This window comes from Pseudomonas sp. NFPP28 (assembly GCF_900115535.1).
Classification (GTDB): domain Bacteria; phylum Pseudomonadota; class Gammaproteobacteria; order Pseudomonadales; family Pseudomonadaceae; genus Aquipseudomonas; species Aquipseudomonas extremorientalis.
Map to the genome: position 1 here is coordinate 569,786 of NZ_FOWT01000002.1, position 23,257 is coordinate 593,042.

Annotated in this window: 21 protein-coding genes, 4 tRNA genes and 1 pseudogene; 6 read left to right on the forward strand and 20 right to left on the reverse strand. The window is 61.1% G+C overall.

Annotated features, from left to right (window positions below; all coding sequences use genetic code 11):
• Window positions 1-28: 28 nt before the first annotated feature.
• Entirely contained in the window at window positions 29-706 is a 678-nt protein-coding gene (locus BM110_RS08090) for an HAD family hydrolase (RefSeq protein ID WP_093513080.1), read from the reverse strand.
• 136 nt (window positions 707-842) lie between these two features.
• On the opposite strand from BM110_RS08090, the pseudogene BM110_RS08095 reads away from it, so the two are divergent.
• From BM110_RS08095 to BM110_RS08115, 5 genes and pseudogenes are all read left to right on the forward strand, one after another.
• Window positions 843-1,319, forward strand: a pseudogene (locus BM110_RS08095) (alpha/beta fold hydrolase); the annotation flags it as partial.
• A 111-nt stretch (window positions 1,320-1,430) separates the two neighbouring features.
• Window positions 1,431-1,676 (forward strand): DUF2790 domain-containing protein, encoded by a 246-nt coding sequence (locus BM110_RS08100; RefSeq protein WP_071492201.1) that lies wholly within the window; start codon window positions 1,431-1,433, stop codon window positions 1,674-1,676.
• Window positions 1,677-1,718: 42 nt separating this feature from the next.
• A complete protein-coding gene (locus BM110_RS08105) occupies window positions 1,719-2,390 on the forward strand; it encodes a heavy metal response regulator transcription factor (RefSeq protein ID WP_071492202.1) in 672 nt (223 codons plus the stop codon).
• The gene (locus tag BM110_RS08110; protein WP_093513082.1) at window positions 2,387-3,787 is read left to right on the forward strand and encodes a heavy metal sensor histidine kinase; all 1,401 of its coding nucleotides are present in this window, start codon (window positions 2,387-2,389) and stop codon (window positions 3,785-3,787) included. Before BM110_RS08105 ends, BM110_RS08110 begins: the two co-directional genes overlap by 4 nt.
• Window positions 3,788-3,911: 124 nt before the next feature.
• Window positions 3,912-4,136 carry a hypothetical protein gene (locus tag BM110_RS08115; RefSeq protein ID WP_058426270.1) on the forward strand — a complete coding sequence of 75 codons (225 nt, stop codon included), beginning with the start codon at window positions 3,912-3,914 and terminating at the stop codon, window positions 4,134-4,136.
• Between the two features lie 15 nt (window positions 4,137-4,151).
• Here BM110_RS08115 and pcp read toward each other — a convergent pair whose 3' ends face one another.
• From pcp to BM110_RS08135, 4 genes are all read right to left on the reverse strand, one after another.
• Entirely contained in the window at window positions 4,152-4,793 is a 642-nt protein-coding gene (pcp, locus tag BM110_RS08120; RefSeq protein ID WP_093124617.1) for a pyroglutamyl-peptidase I, read from the reverse strand.
• Between the two features lie 7 nt (window positions 4,794-4,800).
• Complete coding sequence (locus BM110_RS08125) at window positions 4,801-5,751, reverse strand: DUF979 domain-containing protein (RefSeq protein ID WP_071492205.1); 951 nt, start codon at window positions 5,749-5,751, stop codon at window positions 4,801-4,803.
• Window positions 5,748-6,464, reverse strand: coding sequence for a DUF969 domain-containing protein (locus BM110_RS08130; RefSeq protein ID WP_071492206.1), 717 nt, complete (start codon window positions 6,462-6,464; stop codon window positions 5,748-5,750). The genes BM110_RS08125 and BM110_RS08130 overlap by 4 nt, the downstream gene beginning before the upstream one ends.
• Window positions 6,465-6,903: 439 nt before the next feature.
• Window positions 6,904-6,980: transfer RNA gene (locus tag BM110_RS08135), tRNA-Val, on the reverse strand.
• A 184-nt stretch (window positions 6,981-7,164) separates the two neighbouring features.
• Between BM110_RS08135 and BM110_RS08140 the strand changes: the two genes are divergently transcribed.
• Window positions 7,165-8,448, forward strand: coding sequence for an NAD(P)/FAD-dependent oxidoreductase (locus BM110_RS08140; protein ID WP_093513084.1), 1,284 nt, complete (start codon window positions 7,165-7,167; stop codon window positions 8,446-8,448).
• 162 nt (window positions 8,449-8,610) lie between these two features.
• On the opposite strand, the gene BM110_RS08145 is transcribed toward BM110_RS08140, so the two are convergent.
• The 15 genes from BM110_RS08145 to asd all read right to left on the reverse strand — a co-directional run bounded on the left by BM110_RS08145 (window position 8,611) and on the right by asd (window position 23,227).
• Window positions 8,611-8,687: transfer RNA gene (locus tag BM110_RS08145), tRNA-Asp, on the reverse strand.
• A gap of 105 nt (window positions 8,688-8,792) precedes the next feature.
• Window positions 8,793-8,869: transfer RNA gene (locus tag BM110_RS08150), tRNA-Asp, on the reverse strand.
• 55 nt (window positions 8,870-8,924) lie between these two features.
• Window positions 8,925-9,000 (reverse strand) — tRNA-Val (locus BM110_RS08155).
• 107 nt (window positions 9,001-9,107) lie between these two features.
• On the reverse strand, window positions 9,108-9,872 hold the full coding sequence (locus BM110_RS08160; protein ID WP_093124664.1) for an SDR family oxidoreductase: 765 nt from the start codon (window positions 9,870-9,872) through the stop codon (window positions 9,108-9,110).
• A gap of 11 nt (window positions 9,873-9,883) precedes the next feature.
• Window positions 9,884-11,095 (reverse strand): O-succinylhomoserine sulfhydrylase, encoded by a 1,212-nt coding sequence (locus BM110_RS08165; RefSeq protein ID WP_071492215.1) that lies wholly within the window; start codon window positions 11,093-11,095, stop codon window positions 9,884-9,886.
• 65 nt (window positions 11,096-11,160) lie between these two features.
• Window positions 11,161-12,666, reverse strand: a complete 1,506-nt coding sequence (gene purF, locus BM110_RS08170; protein ID WP_058426877.1) for an amidophosphoribosyltransferase — start codon at window positions 12,664-12,666, stop codon at window positions 11,161-11,163.
• A gap of 41 nt (window positions 12,667-12,707) precedes the next feature.
• Window positions 12,708-13,265, reverse strand: coding sequence for a CvpA family protein (locus BM110_RS08175; RefSeq protein ID WP_003192538.1), 558 nt, complete (start codon window positions 13,263-13,265; stop codon window positions 12,708-12,710).
• Between the two features lie 113 nt (window positions 13,266-13,378).
• Window positions 13,379-14,038, reverse strand: coding sequence for an SPOR domain-containing protein (locus BM110_RS08180; RefSeq protein ID WP_092250359.1), 660 nt, complete (start codon window positions 14,036-14,038; stop codon window positions 13,379-13,381).
• Window positions 14,022-15,329, reverse strand: coding sequence for a bifunctional tetrahydrofolate synthase/dihydrofolate synthase (folC, locus tag BM110_RS08185; RefSeq protein ID WP_093513086.1), 1,308 nt, complete (start codon window positions 15,327-15,329; stop codon window positions 14,022-14,024). The genes BM110_RS08180 and folC overlap by 17 nt, the downstream gene beginning before the upstream one ends.
• Window positions 15,326-16,246 carry an acetyl-CoA carboxylase, carboxyltransferase subunit beta gene (gene accD, locus BM110_RS08190; RefSeq protein WP_025856447.1) on the reverse strand — a complete coding sequence of 307 codons (921 nt, stop codon included), beginning with the start codon at window positions 16,244-16,246 and terminating at the stop codon, window positions 15,326-15,328. Before accD ends, folC begins: the two co-directional genes overlap by 4 nt.
• A 243-nt stretch (window positions 16,247-16,489) precedes the next feature.
• On the reverse strand, window positions 16,490-17,122 hold the full coding sequence (locus BM110_RS08195) for a phosphoribosylanthranilate isomerase (RefSeq protein WP_093513088.1): 633 nt from the start codon (window positions 17,120-17,122) through the stop codon (window positions 16,490-16,492).
• Window positions 17,123-17,186: 64 nt separating this feature from the next.
• Window positions 17,187-18,011: a tRNA pseudouridine(38-40) synthase TruA gene (gene truA / locus BM110_RS08200; RefSeq protein WP_071492219.1), complete on the reverse strand. Its 825-nt coding sequence runs from the start codon at window positions 18,009-18,011 to the stop codon at window positions 17,187-17,189.
• A gap of 141 nt (window positions 18,012-18,152) precedes the next feature.
• A complete protein-coding gene (locus tag BM110_RS08205; RefSeq protein WP_093513090.1) occupies window positions 18,153-20,702 on the reverse strand; it encodes a FimV/HubP family polar landmark protein in 2,550 nt (849 codons plus the stop codon).
• A gap of 162 nt (window positions 20,703-20,864) precedes the next feature.
• Complete coding sequence (locus BM110_RS08210; protein ID WP_093513092.1) at window positions 20,865-21,875, reverse strand: aspartate-semialdehyde dehydrogenase; 1,011 nt, start codon at window positions 21,873-21,875, stop codon at window positions 20,865-20,867.
• Window positions 21,876-22,114: 239 nt separating this feature from the next.
• Complete coding sequence (asd, locus tag BM110_RS08215) at window positions 22,115-23,227, reverse strand: aspartate-semialdehyde dehydrogenase (protein ID WP_092250344.1); 1,113 nt, start codon at window positions 23,225-23,227, stop codon at window positions 22,115-22,117.
• Window positions 23,228-23,257 lie beyond the last annotated feature (30 nt).

Here is a 23,257-nt window from a genome sequence, read left to right on the forward strand (position 1 = left end):
GTCACAGCGCGAGTTTGGCCTTTTCGTATCAGCCCGTCCGACTCTTCAAGTACAACAAGCCATCTGCGTCACGCTGTACGTCCAACTGCTGGTACCCGTCTATCGAAGGGTGGTCAGTGGCCATAGGCGTGTGATGCGTCGACGTCACGACCATCACATCCGCGCCTGCGGCCTCTCCCGCACGAATACCCACCGGCGCATCTTCAAACACCAGGCATTCCTGCACCGGCACACCCAGGCGTTGCGCCCCCAAAACGTAACAAGCCGGATTCGGCTTGCCGACGGCCACGTCTTCAGCCGTCACCAATACCGCCGGCGGCGCAATGCCCGCTGCTTGCAGTCGGCGCAACGCCAACTCCCTGGGGGCAGAAGTGACCAACGCCCATTGATCACCCGGCAGGCGGTTCAGAAACGCCACGGCGCCGGAAATCGCCACAACACCTTCGACATCATTGATTTCAGCCTCGGTTATCCACTGCGCTTCAACCTCGGGATCGACGCCCGGCAATGCCTGGCGTGTGATGGTGTCGATCGCGCGGGCGCCGTGAATAGTCGTCAAAAAAGCCGCCACATCCAGCCCATGACGTTCAGCCCAGATGCTCCACACCCGCTCGGCAGCGGCAATGGAGTTGAGCAAGGTCCCATCCATATCAAACAAAAAGGCACGGTAACGGCGATTGAACACGGCTGAAGCTCGGATAGACACTGAGCGAATTCCTCATGGGCGGAAAAATGATAGGCCCGATGCAATCTACGGATCACCTCGGTGCTTGTAAACGCTACCGAGGTCGATTGCATTACAGGTTTGTAATGGAGCGGTAAGTCTTACCAGCACCCTCACTTCATACAGTGGAGTCGACGCCGGGGCCAACCCGAAGGTCAGCGCCCTGGTGTACGTGGCCGCCCGCGCGCCGGACGCCAATGAAGACTTTGTCGCACTCTCGGCAAAGTATCCGAGCATGCCGGTGCGGGCCGGCGTTGAAGACCACGACGGCTACCTCACCCTGAGCCAGGAGGCCTTCCTCAAGTACTTTGCCGGCGATGTACCGCATGCCAAGGCCATGGAGCTGTACGCCGTGCAGCAGCCCATCGCCAAGACCCTGTTCAGCGGTCGCACCGTCAACGCCGCCTGGCACACCAAGCCTTCCTGGTATGCAGTGTCGGCGAATGACCAGACCATCAATCCGGACTTGGAACGCTTCCTCGCCAAGCGCATGAACGCCACCACCATCGAGCTGCCTTCGAGCCACCTGTCGCTGGTGTCCCACGCCAAGGAAATCACCGACCTGATCCTCGAGGCCTCTGGCCGCCAGCCCTGAGCCGTGCATTACAAACTTGTCATCATCCTGTTGGTTGGCTGTTCGGGGTGCCTGGTTACCGTGAACTCACTGTCACGATCTGGCAGCCAACCCTTTAAGAGAGATACCACCATGAAACTGTTTGTCCTCGGTTTTACCGCTCTGCTCGCTACCGGTTCCGTGCTTGCCGCAGAACCTGTGATCCATGACAAAACCGGCTTCTTCGTGCACCTGGATGTGGCCAAAGTGCTGTCGAGCACCGACACCTACGGCCAATGCGGCATCGTCCCGGCGCGCCTCGACTACCTGGACAGCCAGGGTCGCGAACATGTGTTGGACTACCAGGTCCAGGGCATCGGTTGCGCCAGCGACAATTGATCGGGCTACACTTGCGCCACGCATTGAGACAGGGCACTTTCCATGAACATTCTTGTAGTCGAAGACGAACCCAAGGCCGGCAATTACCTGCTCAACGGCCTGCAGGAACTGGGTTACTCCGTCAGCCTCGCCCGTGACGGCGTGGACGGTTTGCACCAGGCCCTGGAAACAGCGTTCGACGTGATCGTGCTGGATGTGATGATGCCGAAAATGGACGGCTGGGAGGTGCTGCGCCGCCTGCGAAAGGAAGCGGATACGCCGGTACTTTTCCTGACGGCTCGCGACGACATTGCCGACCGCATCAAGGGCCTGGAGCTGGGTGCAGATGATTACCTGATCAAGCCTTTTTCCTTCGCCGAACTGGTGGCACGTTTGCGAACCCTGACCCGTCGTGGCCCAAGCCGCGAGGAGGAACAGCTGCAGATCGCCGACCTGCAAATCGACGTGCTCAAACGCCGTGTCACCCGCGCCGGCACCCGCATCACCCTGACCAACAAAGAGTTCGCCTTGCTGCACCTGTTCGCCACTCATCAGGACCAGGTGCTGTCCCGCTCGCTGATAGCCTCGCGGGTGTGGGACATGAATTTCGACAGCGACACCAACGTGGTCGACGTGGCCGTACGGCGCCTGCGCCTGAAAATCGACGACCCGTTCCAGCTCAAGCTGATCCACAGCGTGCGTGGCATCGGCTACCGTTTCGATACCCAGCCATGAACACACGCCGTCATTACTCCCTGACCCTGCGCCTGGCATTGATCTTCGCCCTGCTCGCCTTCGCCCTGCTGGCGACCCTCGGTGTGGCGCTGTATCGCGAACTGGAGCGGGAATTGATCATGCGTGACGACGCGGCCTTGATCTACCGCATCGATCAGTTGCGCAACCTGCTCAATGACAGCAACACCCTGGACCTGATCAAGACCAAGCCGGAGTTGTTCCAGAACATGCTCGGCAACCGCGAATCGGTACTGAGCATCGCCGCGCCAGGACAGAAGCCATTGCTGACGGTCAATCCCGGCAATATCGACCTGCCTTCCATACCCCCGGTCCCCAAGAACCACGAACTGACGCTCGCCGACGTACACCATTTTCCCAGCATCAACGGCGCACCCTTCGCCACCGTCGCCGCGTCCATCGACTCCGGCGACCTGGGCAGCCTGCAAGTCACCACGGGGCGCCTGATGACCGAGCGCACCAGCGTACTCGCCAGCTATCGCCTGAGCGTTTATATCCTGGCGAGCATTGCCGCGATCATCCTGGCCCTGGTCGGCTACCTGCTGGTTCATCGCGGGCTGTTACCGATGCGACGCCTGGCCCGGCACGCTCAAGGCATTGGCGTCGGCAACCTCGCCGAACGCCTCGACAGCCACGGCGCGCCTAAGGAACTGCTACCGATGATTGATTCATTCAATACCATGCTTGAGCGGCTGGCCAAGGGCTTTGTCCAACTGGGTCAGGTGTCCACCGACATGGCCCACGAGCTGCGCACCCCCATCAACAATTTGCTGGGAGAAACCCAGGTCGCCCTGCAACAGCACCGCAGCATTGAAAGTTATCAGCAGTTGTTGGCGTCCAATGTGGAAGAGCTTGAACGCCTGGCGCGGATGCTCGATAACATGCTGTTCCTCGCGCGCACCGACCCGGCCAGTGCTTTGCGGCAACGCCAGGAACTCAGTGCCTGGGACGAGGTGGAACGCATCGCCGAGTACTTTGAGGGCTTGGCGGGTGATGTGGATATCAGCATTCACGCCGAAGGTGAAGGCGTGATCTGGGCGGAGCCAATGCTGCTGCGCAGGGCCCTGGCGAACCTGTGCGCCAACGCCATCAAATATGGTGCGCCAGGTACCAAGCTGGAGATCCGCGCCGTGCCAAGCGCCGATGGCATTCACCTGAGGGTCAGCAATCAAGGCGAGACCATCGCCGCCGAGCATCTGCCGCGGCTGTTCGAACGGTTTTACCGGGTGGATGAGTCACGGGAACGTTCTGCACAGTCCAACGGGTTGGGATTATCGATTGTGGCAACCATCATGCAACTGCATAACGGGCGGTACAGCGTAAGCAGTGAGGCAGGTGTGACGTGTTTTGAGTTGTTCTTTCCTAGACGGGAAGATTGAGCGCAAACGCCCGGTGTTATTTTGCAAAGGTTTGTCTCTTAACACTGGTCGCAAGCCAGACTAGTCTCGCTTCCCAAGGGGCTCAAGGGAGAGCCGGCAGCGGTAAAATTATGGAGATCCTGAAATGGAAATGCGATTAGGTTTACTGGAAAAGGGGCTGGCTGAAATGAATGAGAAGCTGATCACCGTTTCGAGCAAGGCAGATGCCATGGACAAGCACTTCGCTTCCAAGGCAGACCTGGCAACTACTGAACTGAACCTTATCAAATGGTACGTGGCAACCGCATTCGCCATGACAGGCCTGGCTTGCGCTATCACCTTCGGGCTTACCCGACTGTTTGCGATTTGAGGAGCGTCGGGCCGATCAGCTGACCTGCCCGCCCGCTTCCTCTGCATCTACCGGTGTTTGCCACGCCGCCAGCACAGCTGTCTGCAGCCCCGCAACCAACGTATCCAACGCCATTGAGGGCCGCTGTGAATCTGCCACCTGCTCTGGCAGAAAAGGTACGTGGATAAACCCACTGCGTACCCCAGAACCTGCGAGCGCATGCTGCAACAGATAAAACACCTGGTTACACACAAATGTCCCAGCCGTCTGCGATACCGAGGCCGCGACTCCCGCGTCGCGCACAGCCTTGACCATCGCCTTGATCGGCAAGGTCGTGAAGTAGGCCGCCGGGCCGCCGGCTACGACAGCCGTATCGATAGGCTGCTCCCCGAGGTTATCGGGGATGCGCGCATCATTGATATTGATCGCCACCCGTTCGACTGAGATATCGCTACGCCCAGGCCCCAGGCCAGTCGCAATCACCATCGCAGGGTGCAACTCGTCGATCAGCCCGGTCAGGCACGCGCCCGCCGTGGCAAATGCGCAAGGCAGCAATCGCGCAACAATCTGCACATCGCTTCCCAGTCGCACGCCGTCCAGTTGGCGCACGGCTTCCCAGGAGGGGTTCACCCGGTCTTGATCAAAGGGCTCGAAACCCGTCAGCAGTACAATTTGCATCACGGCCTCACATCAACAGATAAAGCAGCACAATATTGACCACCAGCATCATCAACGCGGTCGGAAGCTGGGCCTTGATTACCGCATTCTTGTCCGGCAGCTCGAGCAACGCCGCCGGAACGATATTGAAGTTGGCTGCCATCGGGGTCATCAGGGTACCGCAGTAGCCGGAGAACATACCGATCGCCGCCATCACCGCGGGGTTACCGCCATAGATACCCACCAACACCGGCACGCCGACACCGCCGGTCATTACAGGAAAAGCTGCAAAGCCATTCCCCATGATCACCGTAAACAACGCCATGCCCAGCACATAGACGATCACCGCCACCAACTTGAAATCAAGGTTGATATAGGTAGTGGTGACGTGCGCGACAGCCGTACCAACCCCGGCTTCGTTGAACAGTAAGCCCAGCATTGCCAGCATCTGCGGCAGCACCATGGCCCAGCCAAGCGCTTCAGTCAGGCGACGGGATTCACGCAAGGCCTGCACCGGCGTATCACGGGTCAACCAGCACGCCAGGCCAAGGGCGATCAGGCAGCCGATACCGAGGGAAACGAAGGTCGTGTTTTTCGGGTCCAGCAACGGCACTCCGCCGATCTCGGTGTGTTTGAGCAACACCGATCCGATCACCGTGGTCAGCGGGATCGCCAACGCCGGGATGAACAGCTTGTGCCCCAGGCGACCAGCACTGGCACGGGATGCCTTGTCGTGCAGCTCCGCATGCTTGCCACGGCCGACGCCGCCCATGCCGGCTATCAAGGCCATGACCACTATGCCTACCCCGATAGCCACCGACGGCAGACGCTCACCGATCAGGAATGGAATGGCGAACAACAGCCAAAACAATGCACTGGTCCAGCGTTTGGGATGGGTGCGATCCATCAGGATCATGCCCGCCGTGATCAGCAGCAGAACCCCGGCCAGCCAATACAGGTATTGAATGGAAATAATCATTGTGCGGCCTCCACGGGTGCAGCGGCCGGCGTCATCTCTCGGGTGAGCCTTCGGTCAAAGCGATGCAGGCGGATCGCGTGAATGATGAAGGCGCAGATCGCCGTAGGAATCCCCCATACCGCAATATGCAGCGGCTCCACATCAATCCCCGAGCCCAGCAGGAAGGTGTGCATCAAGGCGATTGCACCGAAGGCGACAAAGATATCCTCACCAAAAAACAGGCCGACATTGTCAGTTGCCGCGCACATCGCCAGCACTTTATGACGCAGTTTTTCGGGAAGTTTGCCGTAGCGTTTTTCCGCTGCACCTTCAGCCATCGGCGCCAGCAGCGGACGCACCATCTGCGGATGCCCGCCCAGGCTGGTCAAGCCCATGGCGGCCGTGGATTCACGCACAAACAGATAGATGATCAACAAGCGCCCGACCGTGGCGCGCTCGAACCGTGCAATCCAATTCTGCGCATGCAGGCGCAGCCCATGCCGCTCCAGCAGTCCAATGACCGCCAGGGGCAGCAACAGAATCAATTGCAGGGCACGGGTCTGAAGGAAGCCATCGCCCATGGTGGCGAGGATTTTTTCCAGGGGGAAATGGGCGGCAAGCCCGGTGGCGATAGCGGCGGCGGTGACCACCAACAGAGGGTTGATACGCAATACAAAGCCAACCACGATCACCAGTACGCCGATCAACGGCCATAAGTTCACAACAGTTTGCATGGCGGTGAGGTCCTTAAGTGCGCGCTGCGGCGCCATTACAGCAGGATGTGAACAAAGGGTTCACAGCAGGAAGTGGCGTGCAGTCGGCTCGGTTTTTTATTGTTGACCCAGAAGGTCGAGCGTCAGTGGCCGCAACTTTGCTGCCTGGGGGCGGGAGGTGTCCAACAAGAAAAATTGTTGCTGCGAACCAATAAATTTTGTGGGTGGTTGAACATCGTGCATGTAGCGAGAGTGGATAGCCCCGCAGGGACTCACGCATCTCAGCGCCGCTTGTTTCTGAGGCCTGAGCGAGTAAACCGATGACGCCCCCCTCTTACCCGCCGGCCATGACCCGGAAGCATCTGGAGGGTTTTGCAAAAAACCTTGCAAATCGCACCAACAAAAAAGGGCCCACCTTTCGGTGAGCCCTTCTAGACCGCCCAGCAGAGCGGATTTTGTTTGGTAGGCGCGATTGGACTCGAACCAACGACCCCCACCATGTCAAGGTGGTGCTCTAACCAACTGAGCTACGTGCCTGCTGTGAGGCGGCATTCTACGGAATTCCGGAGGGGTGTCAACATCTTTTTTGCAGCTAACCCTATGAATATGCGAATTTTTTATTTGCGTGGGGTACACCTGCGGATTTCGGGTGGCTGGCAGGCAATTTTCAACTCAGGTAGGATCGGCGCACTCGTAAAAAATATAAAACAGAGGTTCCAGGATGGCGAACACCCCCTACCCCCAGTCGTATTACGCCGCTTCCGCGAATGCAGCTCCACCTCGTCCAGTCCTGCAAGGCGACGTCGAAACCGATGTGTGCGTGATCGGCGCCGGCTACACCGGCCTCTCCAGCGCCCTGTTCCTGCTGGAGAGCGGTTTTCGCGTGACGGTGCTGGAAGCCGCCAAGGTGGGGTTTGGCGCCTCGGGCCGCAATGGCGGGCAGATCGTCAACAGCTACAGCCGTGATATTGATGTAATCGAGCGCAGTGTCGGCCCCAGGCAGGCGCAACTGCTGGGGCAGATGGCGTTTGAAGGCGGCAAGATCATTCGCGAGCGGGTGGCCAAGCATCAGATTCAGTGCGACCTGAAGGATGGTGGTGTTTTCGCCGCGCTCAACAGTAAGCACATGGGCCATCTGGAGTCACAGAAGCGTCTATGGGAGCGCTACGGCCACACCCAACTGGAGCTGCTGGACGAACGCCGTATTCGCGAAGTAGTGGCCTGTGACAACTACGTCGGCGGCCTGCTGGACATGAGCGCGGGGCACATCCACCCACTCAACCTGGCACTCGGCGAAGCGGCCGCCGTGGAGTCCCTGGGCGGCACGATCTACGAGCAATCCGCTGCCGTGCGTATCGAGCGCGGCGCCAACCCGGTGGCGCATACCGCCGAGGGCAAGGTCAGGGCCAAGTTCATCATCGTCGCGGGGAATGCCTACCTGGGCAACCTGGTGCCGGAGTTGGCCGCCAAGTCCATGCCGTGCGGCACACAAGTGATCACCACCGCCCCCTTGGGCGATGAGCTGGCGAGAACGTTGCTGCCGCAGGATTACTGCGTCGAAGACTGCAACTACCTGCTCGACTACTACCGCCTCACGCGCGACAAGCGTCTGATCTTCGGCGGCGGCGTGGTGTATGGCGCGCGCGACCCGGCGAATATCGAAGCGATCATCCGCCCGAAGATGCTCAAGGCCTTCCCGCAACTCAAGGACGTGAAGATAGACTACGCCTGGACCGGCAATTTCCTGCTGACCCTGTCGCGTTTGCCGCAGGTGGGTCGCCTGGGCGACAACATCTACTACTCACAGGGCTGCAGCGGCCATGGCGTGACGTATACGCACCTGGCGGGCAAGGTACTGGCAGAGGCACTGCGAGGCCAGGCAGAGCGTTTTGACGCGTTTGCCGACCTGCCGCACTACCCGTTCCCGGGTGGGCAACTGTTGCGCACACCATTTGCGGCAATGGGTGCCTGGTACTACGGGCTACGCGACAAATTGGGATTCTGACTCGAACCTGTAGGAGCCCGTTTGCAGGCTCCCACAGGTCGCACTTATCAAATCACAGACACAAAAAACCCCGGTCTTTCGACCAGGGTCTTTGCTATCGGATCAAAGTAGCCAGAGGCTCGCTTTGTGCTTCAAGGCGTTCAGTGGGCCTTGAGACAGATATGGCGCAGCGGACGGGACTCGAACCCGCGACCCCCGGCGTGACAGGCCGGTATTCTAACCGACTGAACTACCGCTGCGTATCGCTTGACCGGCTGAACATAAGGCTTCAACCGTCTTTAAACATCTGATCGATCAGCCTTGGCTGTTCAATCTCAAGTCCGACACATCGAACCTGGAAAATATGGCGCAGCGGACGGGACTCGAACCCGCGACCCCCGGCGTGACAGGCCGGTATTCTAACCGACTGAACTACCGCTGCGCGTCGGTGCAACCTTTAACGTTGCGTCTTGCCCTGAAGCAAAACTCTCAAGAAGTGGTGGGTGATGACGGGATCGAACCGCCGACCCTCTGCTTGTAAGGCAGATGCTCTCCCGGCTGAGCTAATCACCCTTTGCTTCGTTGAGGCCGCGAAATTTACGCAGGTAGCGGACCTAAGTCAATAGCCCGCTTGAAGTTTTTCTGAAAAAGACAAAATTGCTTCAAGACAGCTATCCACCCTACTCGCTGTAAATCATCTTCTTGCTCATGCCGCCATCCACGACAAACTCTTGCCCGGTAACAAACCCCGCCTGGCGCGACAGCAGCCACGCCACCATTGCCGCCACGTCTTCCACGGTGCCTACCCTGCCCGCAGGATGCTGGGCGTGATCGGCGTCACTCAAGGGCTCGGCACGCCGGGCCGCCGGATCCCGCGCATCGATCCAGCCGGGGCTGACCGCGTTGACCCGCACTTCCGGCCCCAGGCTCATCGCCAGGGCGTGTGTCAGGGCCAGCAAGCCGCCCTTGCTCGCGGCATAGGCCTCGGTGTCAGGCTCCGATTGGCGAGCCCGCGTCGACGCCAGGTTGACGATAGCGCCGCCATGGGCACGCAGATACGGCGCACAGTGCTTGGCCAGCAACATCGGCCCACTGAGGTTCACCGCCAGCACCCGATTCCAGTACGCCAGGTCCAGGCTTTCCAGCGTGATGTTGCGCGGGTCGGCCACCGCCGCGTTGCAGACCAACGCGTCCAGGCGCCCGAACTGCCCCAACACCTCGGCGACCCCCTGGGCGACTTGCTTCTCGTCGGCCACGTCCATGCTGATAAACCAGGCATTCTCGCCCAACACCTTGGACACCTTGGAACCGCGCTCGCGGTCCAGGTCGGTCAACACCACTTGCCAACCCTCACTGATCAGCCACGCGGCAATCCCGAGGCCAATGCCTCGCGCCGCGCCCGTCACCAGCGCGACACGCCCGTTACTGGCGGCTGCGACTTCCATGGACCACTCGATCACAAGGCCGCCAACCCGCGAGCCAGATCAGCCTGCAAGTCCGTCACGTCTTCCAGGCCTACCGCAATGCGGATCAGACTGTCACGAATACCGGCCGCCTCACGCTCCTGCGGCGCCAGGCGGCCGTGAGACGTGGTGCTCGGGTGGGTAATGGTGGTTTTGCTGTCACCCAGGTTGGCGGTGATGGAGATCAGGCGTGTCGCATCGATAAAGCGCCAGGCGCCCTCTTTGCCGCCCTTCACTTCGAAACTCACCACAGCACCGAAACCGCGCTGCTGACGCTGAGCCAATTCGTGTTGCGGGTGGCTCTTGAGGCCGGCGTAGTGCACCTTCTCGATGCCGTCCTGTTGCTCCAGCCATTCGGCCAGGGCCTGGGCGTTGGCGCAATGGGCCTTCATGCGCAGGCTCAGGGTTTCCAGGCCTTTGAGGAAGATCCAGGCGTTGAACGGGCTCAAGGTCGGGCCAGCGGTGCGCAGGAAGCCGACGACTTCCTTCATCTGTTCGCTGCGACCCGCCACCACACCACCCATGCAACGGCCCTGGCCATCGATGAACTTGGTGGCCGAGTGCACAACGATATCCGCGCCCAGCTTCAACGGCTGTTGCAACGCCGGAGTGCAGAAGCAGTTGTCCACCACCAGCATTGCGCCCTTGGCGTGCGCCACTTCGGACAACGCAGCGATATCCACCAGTTCGGCCAGAGGGTTGGACGGCGACTCGACGAACAGCAGCTTGGTGTTGGCCTTGATCGCCCCATCCCAGCCGGACAGATCCGCCAGGGGCACGTAATCGACTTCGATGCCGAAACGCTTGAAATACTTTTCGAACAGGCTGATGGTCGACCCGAACACGCTGCGCGACACCAGCACATGGTCACCAGCGCTGCACAGGCTCATCACCACCGCCAGGATGGCGGCCATGCCGGTCGCCGTTGCAACCGCCTGCTCAGCGCCTTCCAGCGCCGCGATACGCTCTTCGAACGCACGCACGGTCGGGTTGGTGTAACGCGAATACACGTTGCCCGGCACTTCGCCGGCAAAGCGCGCAGCGGCATCGGCCGCAGTACGGAACACGTAGCTGGAGGTGAAGAACATCGGATCACCGTGCTCACCTTCCGGGGTGCGGTGCTGGCCGGCGCGCACAGCCAGGGTATCGAAAGCTACGCCATCGAGGTCGCTGTCCAACCGACCGGCATCCCATTCCTGACTCATGCTGCCACTCCTTACTCAATTCTTTATTTAAGATACAAAACCGGCCCCTCAGGGCCGGTTGTCACTCAGTTGTTGTACAGGTCGATGATCGCGCTGACCGCCTGGGTCTTGATCTTCGACGAGTCGTTGCGCGCCTGCTCGATCTTGTTCAGGTAGGCCTCGTCAACGTCGCCTGTCACGTACTTGCCGTCGAACACCGCGCAGTCGAACTGCTCGATCTTGATCTTGCCACCACCGACCGCTTCGATCAGGTCTGGCAGGTCCTGGTAGATCAACCAGTCGGCGCCGATCAGGTCGGCCACGTCCTGTGTCGAACGGTTGTGTGCGATCAGCTCGTGGGCGCTCGGCATGTCGATGCCGTACACGTTCGGGTAACGCACGGCAGGCGCTGCGGAACAGAAGTACACGTTCTTCGCACCGGCTTCGCGGGCCATCTGGATGATCTGCTTGCAGGTGGTGCCGCGCACGATGGAGTCATCCACCAGCATCACGTTCTTGCCGCGGAATTCCAGCTCGATGGCATTGAGCTTCTGGCGTACCGACTTCTTGCGCGCTGCCTGGCCCGGCATGATGAAGGTGCGGCCGATGTAGCGGTTCTTCACGAAGCCTTCGCGAAACTTGACGCCCAGGTGATTGGCCAGTTCCAGCGCGGCGGTGCGGCTGGTGTCCGGGATCGGGATCACTACGTCGATGTCGTGCTCCGGGCGCTCGCGCAGGATCTTCTCGGCCAGCTTCTCGCCCATGCGCAGACGCGCCTTGTAGACCGAAACGCCGTCGATGATCGAATCCGGACGCGCCAGGTAGACGTGTTCGAAGATGCACGGGGTGAGCTTCGGCGCCACGGCGCACTGACGGGTGTGCAGCTTGCCGTCTTCAGTGATGTACACCGCTTCGCCCGGCGCGAGATCGCGAATCAGGGTGAAGCCCAGCACGTCCAGGGACACGCTTTCGGAAGCGATCATGTACTCGACGCCTTCGTCGGTGTGACGCTGGCCGAACACGATCGGGCGGATGCCGTGCGGGTCACGGAAACCGACGATGCCATAGCCGGTGACCATGGCCACTACCGCGTAACCACCGACGCAACGGTTATGCACGTCAGTAACGGCGGCGAATACGTCTTCTTCGGTCGGCTGCAGCTTGCCGCGCTGGGCCAGCTCGTGGGCGAACACGTTGAGCAGCACTTCCGAGTCAGAACTGGTGTTGACGTGGCGCAGGTCAGATTCGTAGATCTCCTTGGCCAGTTGTTCAACGTTGGTCAGGTTGCCGTTGTGCGCCAGGGTGATGCCGTAAGGCGAGTTGACGTAGAAAGGTTGAGCTTCGGCCGAAGTCGAGCTACCGGCAGTCGGATAACGCACATGGCCAATGCCCATATGCCCGACCAGACGCTGCATGTGACGCTGATGGAACACGTCACGTACCAGACCATTGTCCTTGCGCAGGAATAACCGGCCGTCGTGGCTGGTCACAATACCGGCAGCGTCCTGGCCGCGGTGCTGGAGGACGGTTAGCGCGTCATACAGCGCCTGATTGACGTTCGACTTACCGACGATACCGACGATGCCACACATGCGACGCAACCCCTACTTAATGAATCTTGACTGAACACAACTTACTGAGGCGTTTTGGCCGGCAAGAGGTGTTCCTTGAACGGAAGATCAGCGGGTACGCTGATTCCGCTGGCCAGCCACTGACTGCTCCACCCCAGAATGAGGTTCTTGGACCAGTCTGCAACCAATAGAAATTTTGGCACGAGTACCGACTCCTGCCACCACGAATCCTGCTGTACCGGCCCCAGGCTCAAGAGCCCGACCGCCACGACCACCAGCAACGCGCCACGCGCGGCGCCGAAGGCCATGCCGAGAAATCGATCGGTCCCGGAGAGGCCGGTGACACGTATCAACTCGCCAATAAGATAATTGACCATTGCCCCCACCAGCAGCGTGGCGATGAACATGATGGCGCAGCCCGCGATGACGCGAGCCGAAGGTGTCTCGATGTATCCGGCCAGGTAGACCGACAATGAACCACCGAACATCCAGGCTACGACTCCTGCGATGATCCAGGTCAGCAACGACAGTGCTTCTTTGACGAAGCCGCGGCTTAGACTGATCAAAGCGGAGATGGCGACGATTGCAACAATCGCCCAATCAACCCAGGTAAATGGCACGTTGGAGCCTACGGACAGATGAGGCGGCGCATTTTAGCAGAGCGTCGGGCTATCGGTAAGCTGTGATTGTGGCTGCCTTGCAAATCAGTAGTTTGGGACGAGCAAATCCGCTTTCAACCCCGCTCAGGCTGGAACCGGGTCACGAAACCCTTGAGGTTCTGCTGGCGATCCAGCAAATCCCGCAGGCGGTCTGCCTCGGCACGCTCGATCAGCGGCCCGATAAACACCCGGTTCTTGCCATCGGCACTACGGATATAGGCGTTGTAGCCTTGGCTACGCAGCTTCTTTTGCAACGCGTCGGCGCCCTCGCGGCTGCCCAGGCTGGCCACCTGGATCGACCAACTGATCGGCAAGCCATTCGGATCGATGCGGCTCTGGCCGACATCCGGCTTGCCCGGCGCGGCGGGCTGCGGCGCTACCGGCTTGGGCGCAGGTGCCGGCGCAGCAGGCTTGGCCGCTACGGTCGGCGCGGGCGCCGGCTTGACCACCGGCACGCTCGGCTGCACCGGCATCGACGGCGCTTGCTGTGCGGCTACCTGAGCATCAGTCGGCACCGGTTCCTCCTCCGGCAAGGCCTGAGGCTCTGGAACCACCACTGGCTCAACCTGCACCTGAGGCACCGTGGGCGCCTGGGGCGCGGCCGGTGCCTCGACAACGACCTGACGCTCTTCATCCTGGCGAGAAAACAGCATTGGCAGGAAGATCACCGCCAATGCCACCAGCACCAGGGCACCGACCATTCGCTGCTTGTATGCGCTATCCAGTAATGCCATGTGCAGCTTCCTCCGTGGAGCGCCGGGCTAACCACTCAAGCGCCTCGGCAACACAATAAAATGACCCGAACAACAGAATCTCATCGTCGGGCGTGGCAATGGCGCACTGTGCTTCAAGGGCATCGGTCACGCTTGCATACGACGTCACCGGCGCAGCAAGGTTCTGCAAGGCCGCTTCCAGCTCGGTGGCCGGGCGGCTGCGCGGTGTATCCAGCAGCGCGACGGCCCAGGCCTGGACACTGCCCAGCAAGGGCGCGACCACCCCTTCCAGGTCCTTGTCGGCCAGCAGACCAAACACGGCCAAGCGACGACCGACCGGCGGCGTACGTGACAGACGCTGCGCCAGGTACTCGGCCGCATGGGGGTTATGCCCCACGTCCAGCAGCAGGTTCAGGCGCTTGCCCTGCCATTCGAATTCACGTCGGTCCAGACGCCCTACCACGCGAGTCGCCAGCAAGGTGGCCGCGATCTGTTCGGCATTCCACGGCAGATCCAGCAGCAGATAGGCTTGCAGCGCGAGCGCGGCGTTTTCCATCGGTAGATTCAGCAGCGGCAGGCCGCTCAGCTCGACAACCTGGCCACGGGCATCACGCCCACGCCACTGCCAGTCAAAGGCGCCGATCTCGAGATTGAATTCGCGGCCACGCAGGAATAATGGGCAATCCAGCTCACGCACCTTGTCCAGCAAGGTGTGCGGAGGGTCGATATCACCACATAACGCCGGCTTGCCCTGGCGGAAGATTCCGGCCTTTTCATAGGCCACGGACTCACGGGTATTGCCAAGATAGTCGGCGTGGTCCACGCCAATACTGGTGATCAACGCCAAATCGGCATCCACCACGTTGACCGTATCCAGGCGCCCACCCAAGCCGACTTCCAGCACGACCACATCCAGTTGCGCACGCTCGAACAGCCAGAACGCCGCCAGGGTGCCCATCTCGAAGTAAGTCAGGGAGATCTCGCCCCGGCCCGCATCGAGTGCGGCGAAGGCTTCGCAGAGTTGCTCATCCGTGGCTTCGACACCGTTGAGCTGCACCCGCTCGTTATAACGCAGCAGGTGCGGGGAATTGTAGACGCCGACTTTCAGCCCCTGGGCCTGCAGCAGCGCCGCGACAAAGGCACAGGTAGAGCCTTTGCCGTTGGTGCCGGTCACCGTGATCACTCGCGGCGCCGGGCGGCCCAACCCGAGGCGGGCCGCTACCTGTTGCGAGCGCTCCAGGCCCATGTCGATGGCGGACGGATGCAACTGCTCAAGGTAGGCGAGCCACTCGCCCAGGGTACGTTGGGTCATAGGTTTGCAGGCACCGGCGGCACGACGATCGGCTCGACTTTAGGCGCGACGTACACCGGAGTCGGCAGGCCCATCATTTGCGCCAGCAGGTTGCCCAGGCGTGGACGCAGCTCACCGCGCGGGATGATCAGGTCGATCGCACCGTGCTCCAGCAGAAACTCGCTGCGCTGGAAACCTTCCGGCAGTTTTTCACGCACGGTCTGCTCGATCACGCGCGGGCCGGCAAAGCCGATCAGCGCCTTGGGCTCGCCGACGATCACGTCACCCAGCATCGCCAGGCTGGCGGAAACGCCGCCGTAGACCGGGTCGGTCAGCACGGAGATGAACGGGATGCCTTCTTCACGCAGGCGTGCCAGGACCGCAGAAGTCTTGGCCATTTGCATCAGGGAGATCAGGGCTTCCTGCATGCGCGCACCACCGGAGGCCGCGAAGCAGATCATCGGGCAACGGTTTTCCAGGGCATAGTTGGCGGCGCGGACAAAGCGCTCACCGACGATGGCGCCCATGGAGCCACCCATGAAGGAGAACTCGAATGCCGACACCACGACCGGCATGCCCAGCAGCTTGCCGCTGACGGAAATCAGGGCGTCTTTCTCACCGGTCTGCTTTTGCGCAGCGGTCAGGCGGTCCTTGTACTTCTTGCCATCACGGAACTTCAGACGGTCAACCGGCTCCAGGTCGGCGCCCAACTCGTTACGGCCTTCGGCGTCGAGGAAGATGTCGATGCGGGCGCGGGCGCCGATACGCATGTGGTGGTTGCACTTGGGGCAAACGTCCAGGGTCTTTTCCAGCTCCGGGCGGTACAGCACCGCGTCGCAGGACGGGCACTTGTGCCACAGACCTTCAGGAACCGAGCTTTTCTTCACCTCGGAACGCATGATCGAAGGGATCAGTTTGTCTACTAACCAGTTGCTCATGCTTTCTTTCTCCAGTACCGGTGGCTTGAACACAGCCCCGCGTATGCCCTTGAGCTAAATTCATATGTGGCGATGACACAGGCTGGACGGGGTCAGACGTTCGACCGGCCTTTTCCTGCCTGTATCCTCAGCCTTCCAGACAACCTGCCAGCGCAGGGTTGCCACTTCGTTTCCGGGCCACCACAGGCGGCGCCGGGCTGTTTTACACAGTGGTAGTTATGGACGGCGGCAGACTGCCAGCCGTCACATTGCACCGCTGCTGTTGCGCACAGCCTGCATGAATGCGCGAATCTTGCTGTGATCCTTGATGCCCTTACCCTGCTCCACCCCACCGCTGACATCCACGGCATACGGCCGCACCTGTTCGATTGCCGCCCCGACATTTGCAGGGTTGAGCCCGCCGGCCAGGATGATCGGCTTGCTCAAGCCTGCGGGAATCAGCGACCAGTCGAACGCTTCGCCAGTACCGCCGGGTACGCCTTCGACATAGGTATCCAGCAAAATCCCGCGGGCACTGCCGTAGGCGGAACACGCCGCCGCAATATCATCCCCGGCCTTGACGCGCAACGCCTTGATATACGGCCGCTGGTAACTTTCACATTCCTCAGACGTTTCGTCGCCATGGAACTGCAACATGTCCAAGGCTACGGCATCCAGGGTTTCGTTGAGCTCGCAGCGACTGGCATTGACGAACAGACCCACGGTGGTCACGAACGGCGGCAATGCGGCGATGATCGCTCGCGCCTGCAGCACGTTCACCGCCCGTGGGCTCTTGGCATAAAACACGAAACCGATGGCATCCGCCCCTGCCTCGACCGCCGCCAGCGCGTCTTCTATGCGGGTAATCCCGCAAATCTTGCTGCGAACGGCTGACATGTCGTGGAAACCTCCAGGGTTGGACCGAGAAAGCCCCGGATGGTAACAAAAGCTTTTCCGGGCGTCAGCCGCCAAGTTCGCTGAAACCTGTGAGGAAGTGTGGTCCGATGAAACGCTCCGGCAACTCGAACTCGTCTCGGTACTCCACATCCACCAGGTACAGGCCGAACGGGTGTGCCGTGACCCCTCCCGTGCGACGAACGCGGCTTTCCAGCACTTCCCTGGCCCACTCTACCGGACGCTCGCCAGTGCCGATGGTCATCAGCACCCCGGCGATGTTGCGCACCATGTGATGCAGGAAGGCCCCGGCACGGATATCCAGCACGATCATCTTGCCGTGACGAGTCACCCGCAGGTGGTGGACCTCCTTGATCGGTGACTTGGCCTGGCACTGGCCGGCACGGAAGGCGCTGAAATCATGCACACCCACCAGGTGCTGCGCGGCCTCGGCCATGCGCTCGGCGTCCAGCGGGCGGTGGTTCCAGGTAATTTCTTCGTTAAGGTGCGCCGGGCGGATCTGGTCGTTGTAGATCACATAGCGATAGCGCCGGGCGATGGCCTTGAAACGCGCATGAAAATGCGCCGGCATGACCTTGGCCCAACTGACGCTGACGTCATGGGGCAAATTGATATTTGCGCCCATCACCCAGGCCTTCATTGACCGCTCGGCCTGAGTGTCAAAGTGCACCACCTGGCCACACGCATGCACACCGGCGTCGGTACGCCCGGCGCACATCAGCGATACCGGTGAATCGGCGACTTTCGACAGGGCGTTCTCCAGGGTCTCCTGCACCGTCAGCACGCCGGACGCCTGACGCTGCCAGCCGCGATAGCGCGAGCCCTTGTATTCCACGCCCAAGGCGATGCGGTAAAAGCCTGCGGCCGCCATTTCGGCGGTCGGGTTATCTATATTTGCCAAGAACTGAGAGCCTGATGAGTTGCGCGAAGGCGGCCATTATGCCGGTTTGCAGGGGAGCCCACAAAAGCAAAACGGCGACCCGAAGGTCGCCGCTGTTTGAACAATGGGCTGTCAAGCCAACCGACCGAGCATTTCCTTGGCCTCGCCGCGTTGAACCTCATCGCCTTCGGTCAACACTTCGGAAAGGATATCCCGCGCGCCGTCCGCATCGCCCATGTCGATATAGGCCTGGGCCAGGTCGAGCTTGGTAGCCACCTCATCCGTGCCGGAGAGGAAGTCGAATTCCGGCTCATCATCGCCCAACGCCGCGTCTTCTGCGTTAAAGGACGGCTCGATGGACGGATGTTCCAGGCTCTGGGACAGGCGATCCAGCTCGGCGTTGACATCATCCAGTTCCGACGTGAAAGCATCGGGCTTGGCGGCCGCTTCCGGCTCATCGGCCAGGGACAGGTCGAAATCCTCCGGCAAATCGAAGTCATCCAATGCCGCAGGCGTGAGGGTCGGCGGCTCGACGGCCGGCACGTCCTTCATCTGCTCTTCCAGGCCCGAGAGGAAGTCGTCATCGGATTGTGCCGAAGCCGGGGCATCCAGTTGCAGGTCCAGATCGAAGTCCGACAAGTCGTCCGACGCGGCCTTGGCTTCGGTCTGCTGCTGCAACAGCGACTCGAAGGTCTGCTGATCGTCCTTGATCTGAGCCGGGGAAGCTTCTTCAAGATCGTCCAGGCTGAGATCGAAATCAGTGTCAAAGGCCTCCGGCTGCGCAGGCGCCGGTTTGTCTTCGAGCAAATCCTTGACGTATTGAGCATCCAGGGCAGCAGCCGCCACCGCGGCACTGACACCCGCCGCCAACACGGCCATGGCCGGGAAGCGACTCTTGAGCTGCTCGACCTGGGCGTGGTTTTCACCATTGGCCACCAGTTGACGCTCCTGGGTCACGAAACCGTCCTTGTCGTTTTGCAGGCCGTAGACTTCCATCAGTTTCAAGCGCAGGTCGCTGCGCTTGGGCTCATGCTTGATCGCTTGCTCCAGCACGTCGGCGGCCTGGTTCAGGTGACCACGATCGATATGAGACTGGGCCTGGGCCAGCGCATCGTTTGAATTCACCGGAGCCACGGCAACCGCCAGCGGCGCAAGTACGGAAGCAACAGTCGGCACAACAGCCGCCGGTTCAACCACCGGAGCCGGGGCCGGTGCGGCGGCCAGCTTTACGCTGGGCGGCGGCGTCTCCAGGCCTTCGAAGCTGCTCGGCGGCAGGTCGTCATGAAGGTTAGAGGTGAACTCCGGCTCTTCAGCCAGGGCCCGCGCCATGCGCAGGTGTTTTTCCTCTTCGCGGCGCGCATTGCGATGGCGCGCCCATAACAGCAGGAGCAGCAGCACCAGCAAGCCCGCCGCACCACCGATCACACCGAGAACAATCGGGTTGGTCAGCAGTTCATTGAATTTGCCGTCGGCGCTGGCCGGTGCCGCGTCCGCCTTGACCGGCTCAGGCGCTGGCGCGACGGGTGCAGGGGTGACAGCCTCGGGCTTGGCAGGCGCGGCGGATGGCTCGCCCGCCAATTGCGCGGGTATCGCGGCAGTCGCCGGAGCACCCGGAACAGCCTTTTCAGCCTGCAAACGCGCCAGTTGATCGTTTTTCAGTTGAATCAGTTTTTGCAGCTTGTCCAACTGGCTTTGCAGGTCTGCCGCGCGGCTTTTCAGCTCTTCGTTGTCGCGACGGGTGGTGTCCAGTTGCTCCTGGGTCATCGCCAGCTTGTCGCTGAGTGCCGCGCTATCGCCCGCCTTGCCCTTGGCGCCCTTCTTGGCGGCCTCGGCAGACACCAGGCTCAGGTTGTCTTTGGTGTTGGTACTTGCGGGCGCGTTACCGGCCTGGGTGCGCTTGGTGGCGTCCAGTTGCTGCTTGCCCGCTGCCGGGTTGGTGGCGGCGCGTCGGCCCTGGCGCCAGGCGGCATTTTGCGCGCTCACCTCAGCAATTGCCTGGGGTTGCGGCAGTGCAGTGCTTTGTACGGCATCCGGCAGACGCAGGACCTGGCCGGTTTTCAGCCGGTTGATATTGCCGTCGATGAACGCATCCGGGTTCAGCGCCTGGATCGCCAGCATGGTCTGCTGCACGGAGCCGCCATTACGGTGCTTCGCGGCGATTTCCCACAGGGTGTCGCGGGAGGTGGTGGTGTGCTGTGCCGGTTTGCTCGCGGCGGGCGCGGCGTTGGTCGGCGCAGCCAGACGCGGCGCAGGCGCGGCAGCGGTGGGTGCCGGCTGCTCGAACTTGGCCGGGTCGAGCAACACGCTGTAGTCACGCATCAAACGGCCATTAGGCCATTGCACCTGCAACAGGAAACGCACGTAGGAATCAGGCAACGGCTTGCTGGAGGTGACGCGCACCACGCTGCGGCCGTTTGGATTGACCACCGGGGTAAACGTCAGGTCATCGAGAAACGCCTGGCGATCAACGCCCGCGTCCACAAATGCCTGGGACGAAGCCAGGCTTGGCGTGATCTCGGAGGCCGTGAGGCCACCGACATCGAGCAATTCGATTTCCACCGCCAACGGCTGGTTCAACTTCGACTTGAGGGTCATCTCCCCCAGCTGCAGCGCCTGCGCCATACCGGAGGACAGCGCCGAGGCGGCCGCTATTGCTAACACCAGTTTGCGAACTTGAACCATAGCCTCATCCTTTGTTTGAACACTCCCCGGCCTGCGAGAAGGTTGGTAACCGCTGCCATAAGGCATGGCGAGCCGATAGGTCACCGACGCGCAACTTTTCCTGCCTGGGACCAAGCATAGCGCCTGGCTAGAATCAATCTACAAATTGCCGCCAAGTATCTTTTACGCAAGGCCTTTTATCAACAACTGCGCCAGCTGCACGGCATTCAGTGCGGCGCCTTTGCGTACGTTATCTGACGTCAGCCACAGATTTAGTTCCGCCGGGTCATCCACACCTGCCCGGACACGACCGACATAGACCACATCCTGGCCCACTGCATCGCCGACGGCTGTAGGAAAATCCCCTTCATCCACAAGCTCGATGCCCGACGCAGCGTCAAGTGCGCGGCTCACCGCCGCCAGATCAACCGCCGCCCCCAGTTGCAAGGACACTGTCAGGCTATCGCCAAAAAACACCGGGGCTTGAACGCAGGTTGCGGAAATCTTTAGCAAAGGTAATTCCAGCACTGCACGCAATTCGTGGACCAGGCGTTTTTCCAGGACCGTATGCCCCTGGGCGTCTGGCGTGCCAACCTGAGCCAACAGGTTGAAGGCGACCTGTCGATCAAAGAACTTCGGCTCCAGCGGGCGCATATTCAGCAGCTCGGCGGTTTGCCGGGCCAGTTCGCTGACAGCTTCACGCCCCTGGGCCGACATCGCCAGGCTGGCGGTGACGCTCACCCGCTGGATATCCAGCAAGCCCCGCAAAGGCGCCAGCACCACCGCCAGGTTGGTCGCTGACGGGCTGGGGCTGCCGAGCTGGAACGGCTTCTTCAGCCCCTCCAGCACGTGGGCATTGGCCTCCGGCACCACGTGCGGAGCCTGCGTGGCCGGCAAGGCGCCGGACAAGTCGATCACCGAGCACCCAGCCGCCGTGGCACGCGGCGCAAAACTCAGGGTGACCGCCGGCCCCGCCGCAAAGAACGCCAACTGCGCCTTGCTGAAGTCAAATTCGTCGACTTCCTTGACCCGCACATTCTTGCCACGAAAGGGCACGGAGGCGCCGGCCGAGTTGTTGCCCGCCAGCAAATACAGAGTGCCCACCGGAAAATCCAACTCTTCCAGGATCTGCACCAGGGTTTCGCCGACGGTGCCGGTGGCGCCGATCACGGCGATTTCAAAGGTCTGGGTCATGGGGGCTGCCTCGGGCATTGCGGGGGGAGCGGCACTTTACCGGGTGGTGGGGGGTGAGGCAATTAAGCTGGCATTTGTGGTAGGGCTGATGGCCTTATCGGGGGCAAGCCCCCTCCCACACTCGAACGGGTTCGCAGGTCAAAATGTGGGAGGGGGCTTGCCCCCGATGAGGCCCGACCAAACAACAAAAAACCCGCGCCTGTCACCAGAACGCGGGTTTTCATCATTGCCTCACGCGATCAACGCTCCAGCAAGATCCGCAACATGCGGCGCAGCGGCTCGGCCGCGCCCCACAGCAACTGGTCGCCCACGGTGAACGCACCGAGGAACTGGCTGCCCATGTTCAGTTTACGCAGACGACCCACCGGTACATTCAGGGTGCCGGTGACCTTGGTCGGGCTCAGCTCCTGCATGCTGATATCACGGTTGTTCGGCACCAGCTTGACCCACGGGTTGTGCTGGCTGATCAACGCTTCGATATCGGTGATCGGCACGTCTTTGTTCAGCTTGATGGTCAGCGCCTGGCTGTGGCAGCGCATCGCGCCGATGCGCACGCAGATGCCGTCCACCGGGATCGGGCTCTTGAAGCGGCCGAGGATCTTGTTGGTCTCGGCCTGGGCCTTCCACTCTTCGCGGCTCTGGCCGTTCGGCAGTTCCTTGTCGATCCATGGGATCAGGCTACCGGCCAACGGCACGCCGAAGTTTTCGGTCGGGTAGGCATCGCTGCGCATCGCTTCGGCCACGCGGCGGTCGATGTCGAGGATCGCGCTGGCCGGGTCGGCCAGTTGATCGGCGACCGCGGCGTGGGTCGCACCCATCTGCTTGATCAGCTCACGCATGTTCTGCGCGCCGGCCCCAGAGGCCGCCTGATAGGTCATGGCACTCATCCACTCGACCAGGCCAGCTTCGAACAAGCCGCCCAGGCCCATCAGCATCAGGCTGACGGTGCAGTTGCCGCCGACGTAGTTCTTGGTGCCGGCATCCAACTGCTGGTCGATGACCTTGCGGTTCACCGGGTCGAGGATGATCACCGCGTCGTCCTGCATGCGCAGGCTCGAGGCGGCGTCGATCCAGTAACCCTGCCAGCCGGCTTCGCGCAGCTTGGGGAAGACTTCGCTGGTGTAGTCGCCACCCTGACAGGTCAGAATCACGTCGAGGGTTTTCAGCTCTTCAATGTTGTAGGCGTCCTTGAGCGGAGCAATATCCTTGCCCACGGACGGCCCCTGGCCACCCACATTCGAAGTGGTGAAAAACACCGGCTCGATAAGATCGAAATCCTGCTCTTCCAGCATCCGCTGCATGAGCACGGAACCGACCATACCGCGCCAACCGATCAGACCTACACGTTTCATCGCAACTACACCTTGTTAAAAAGTGGGCCG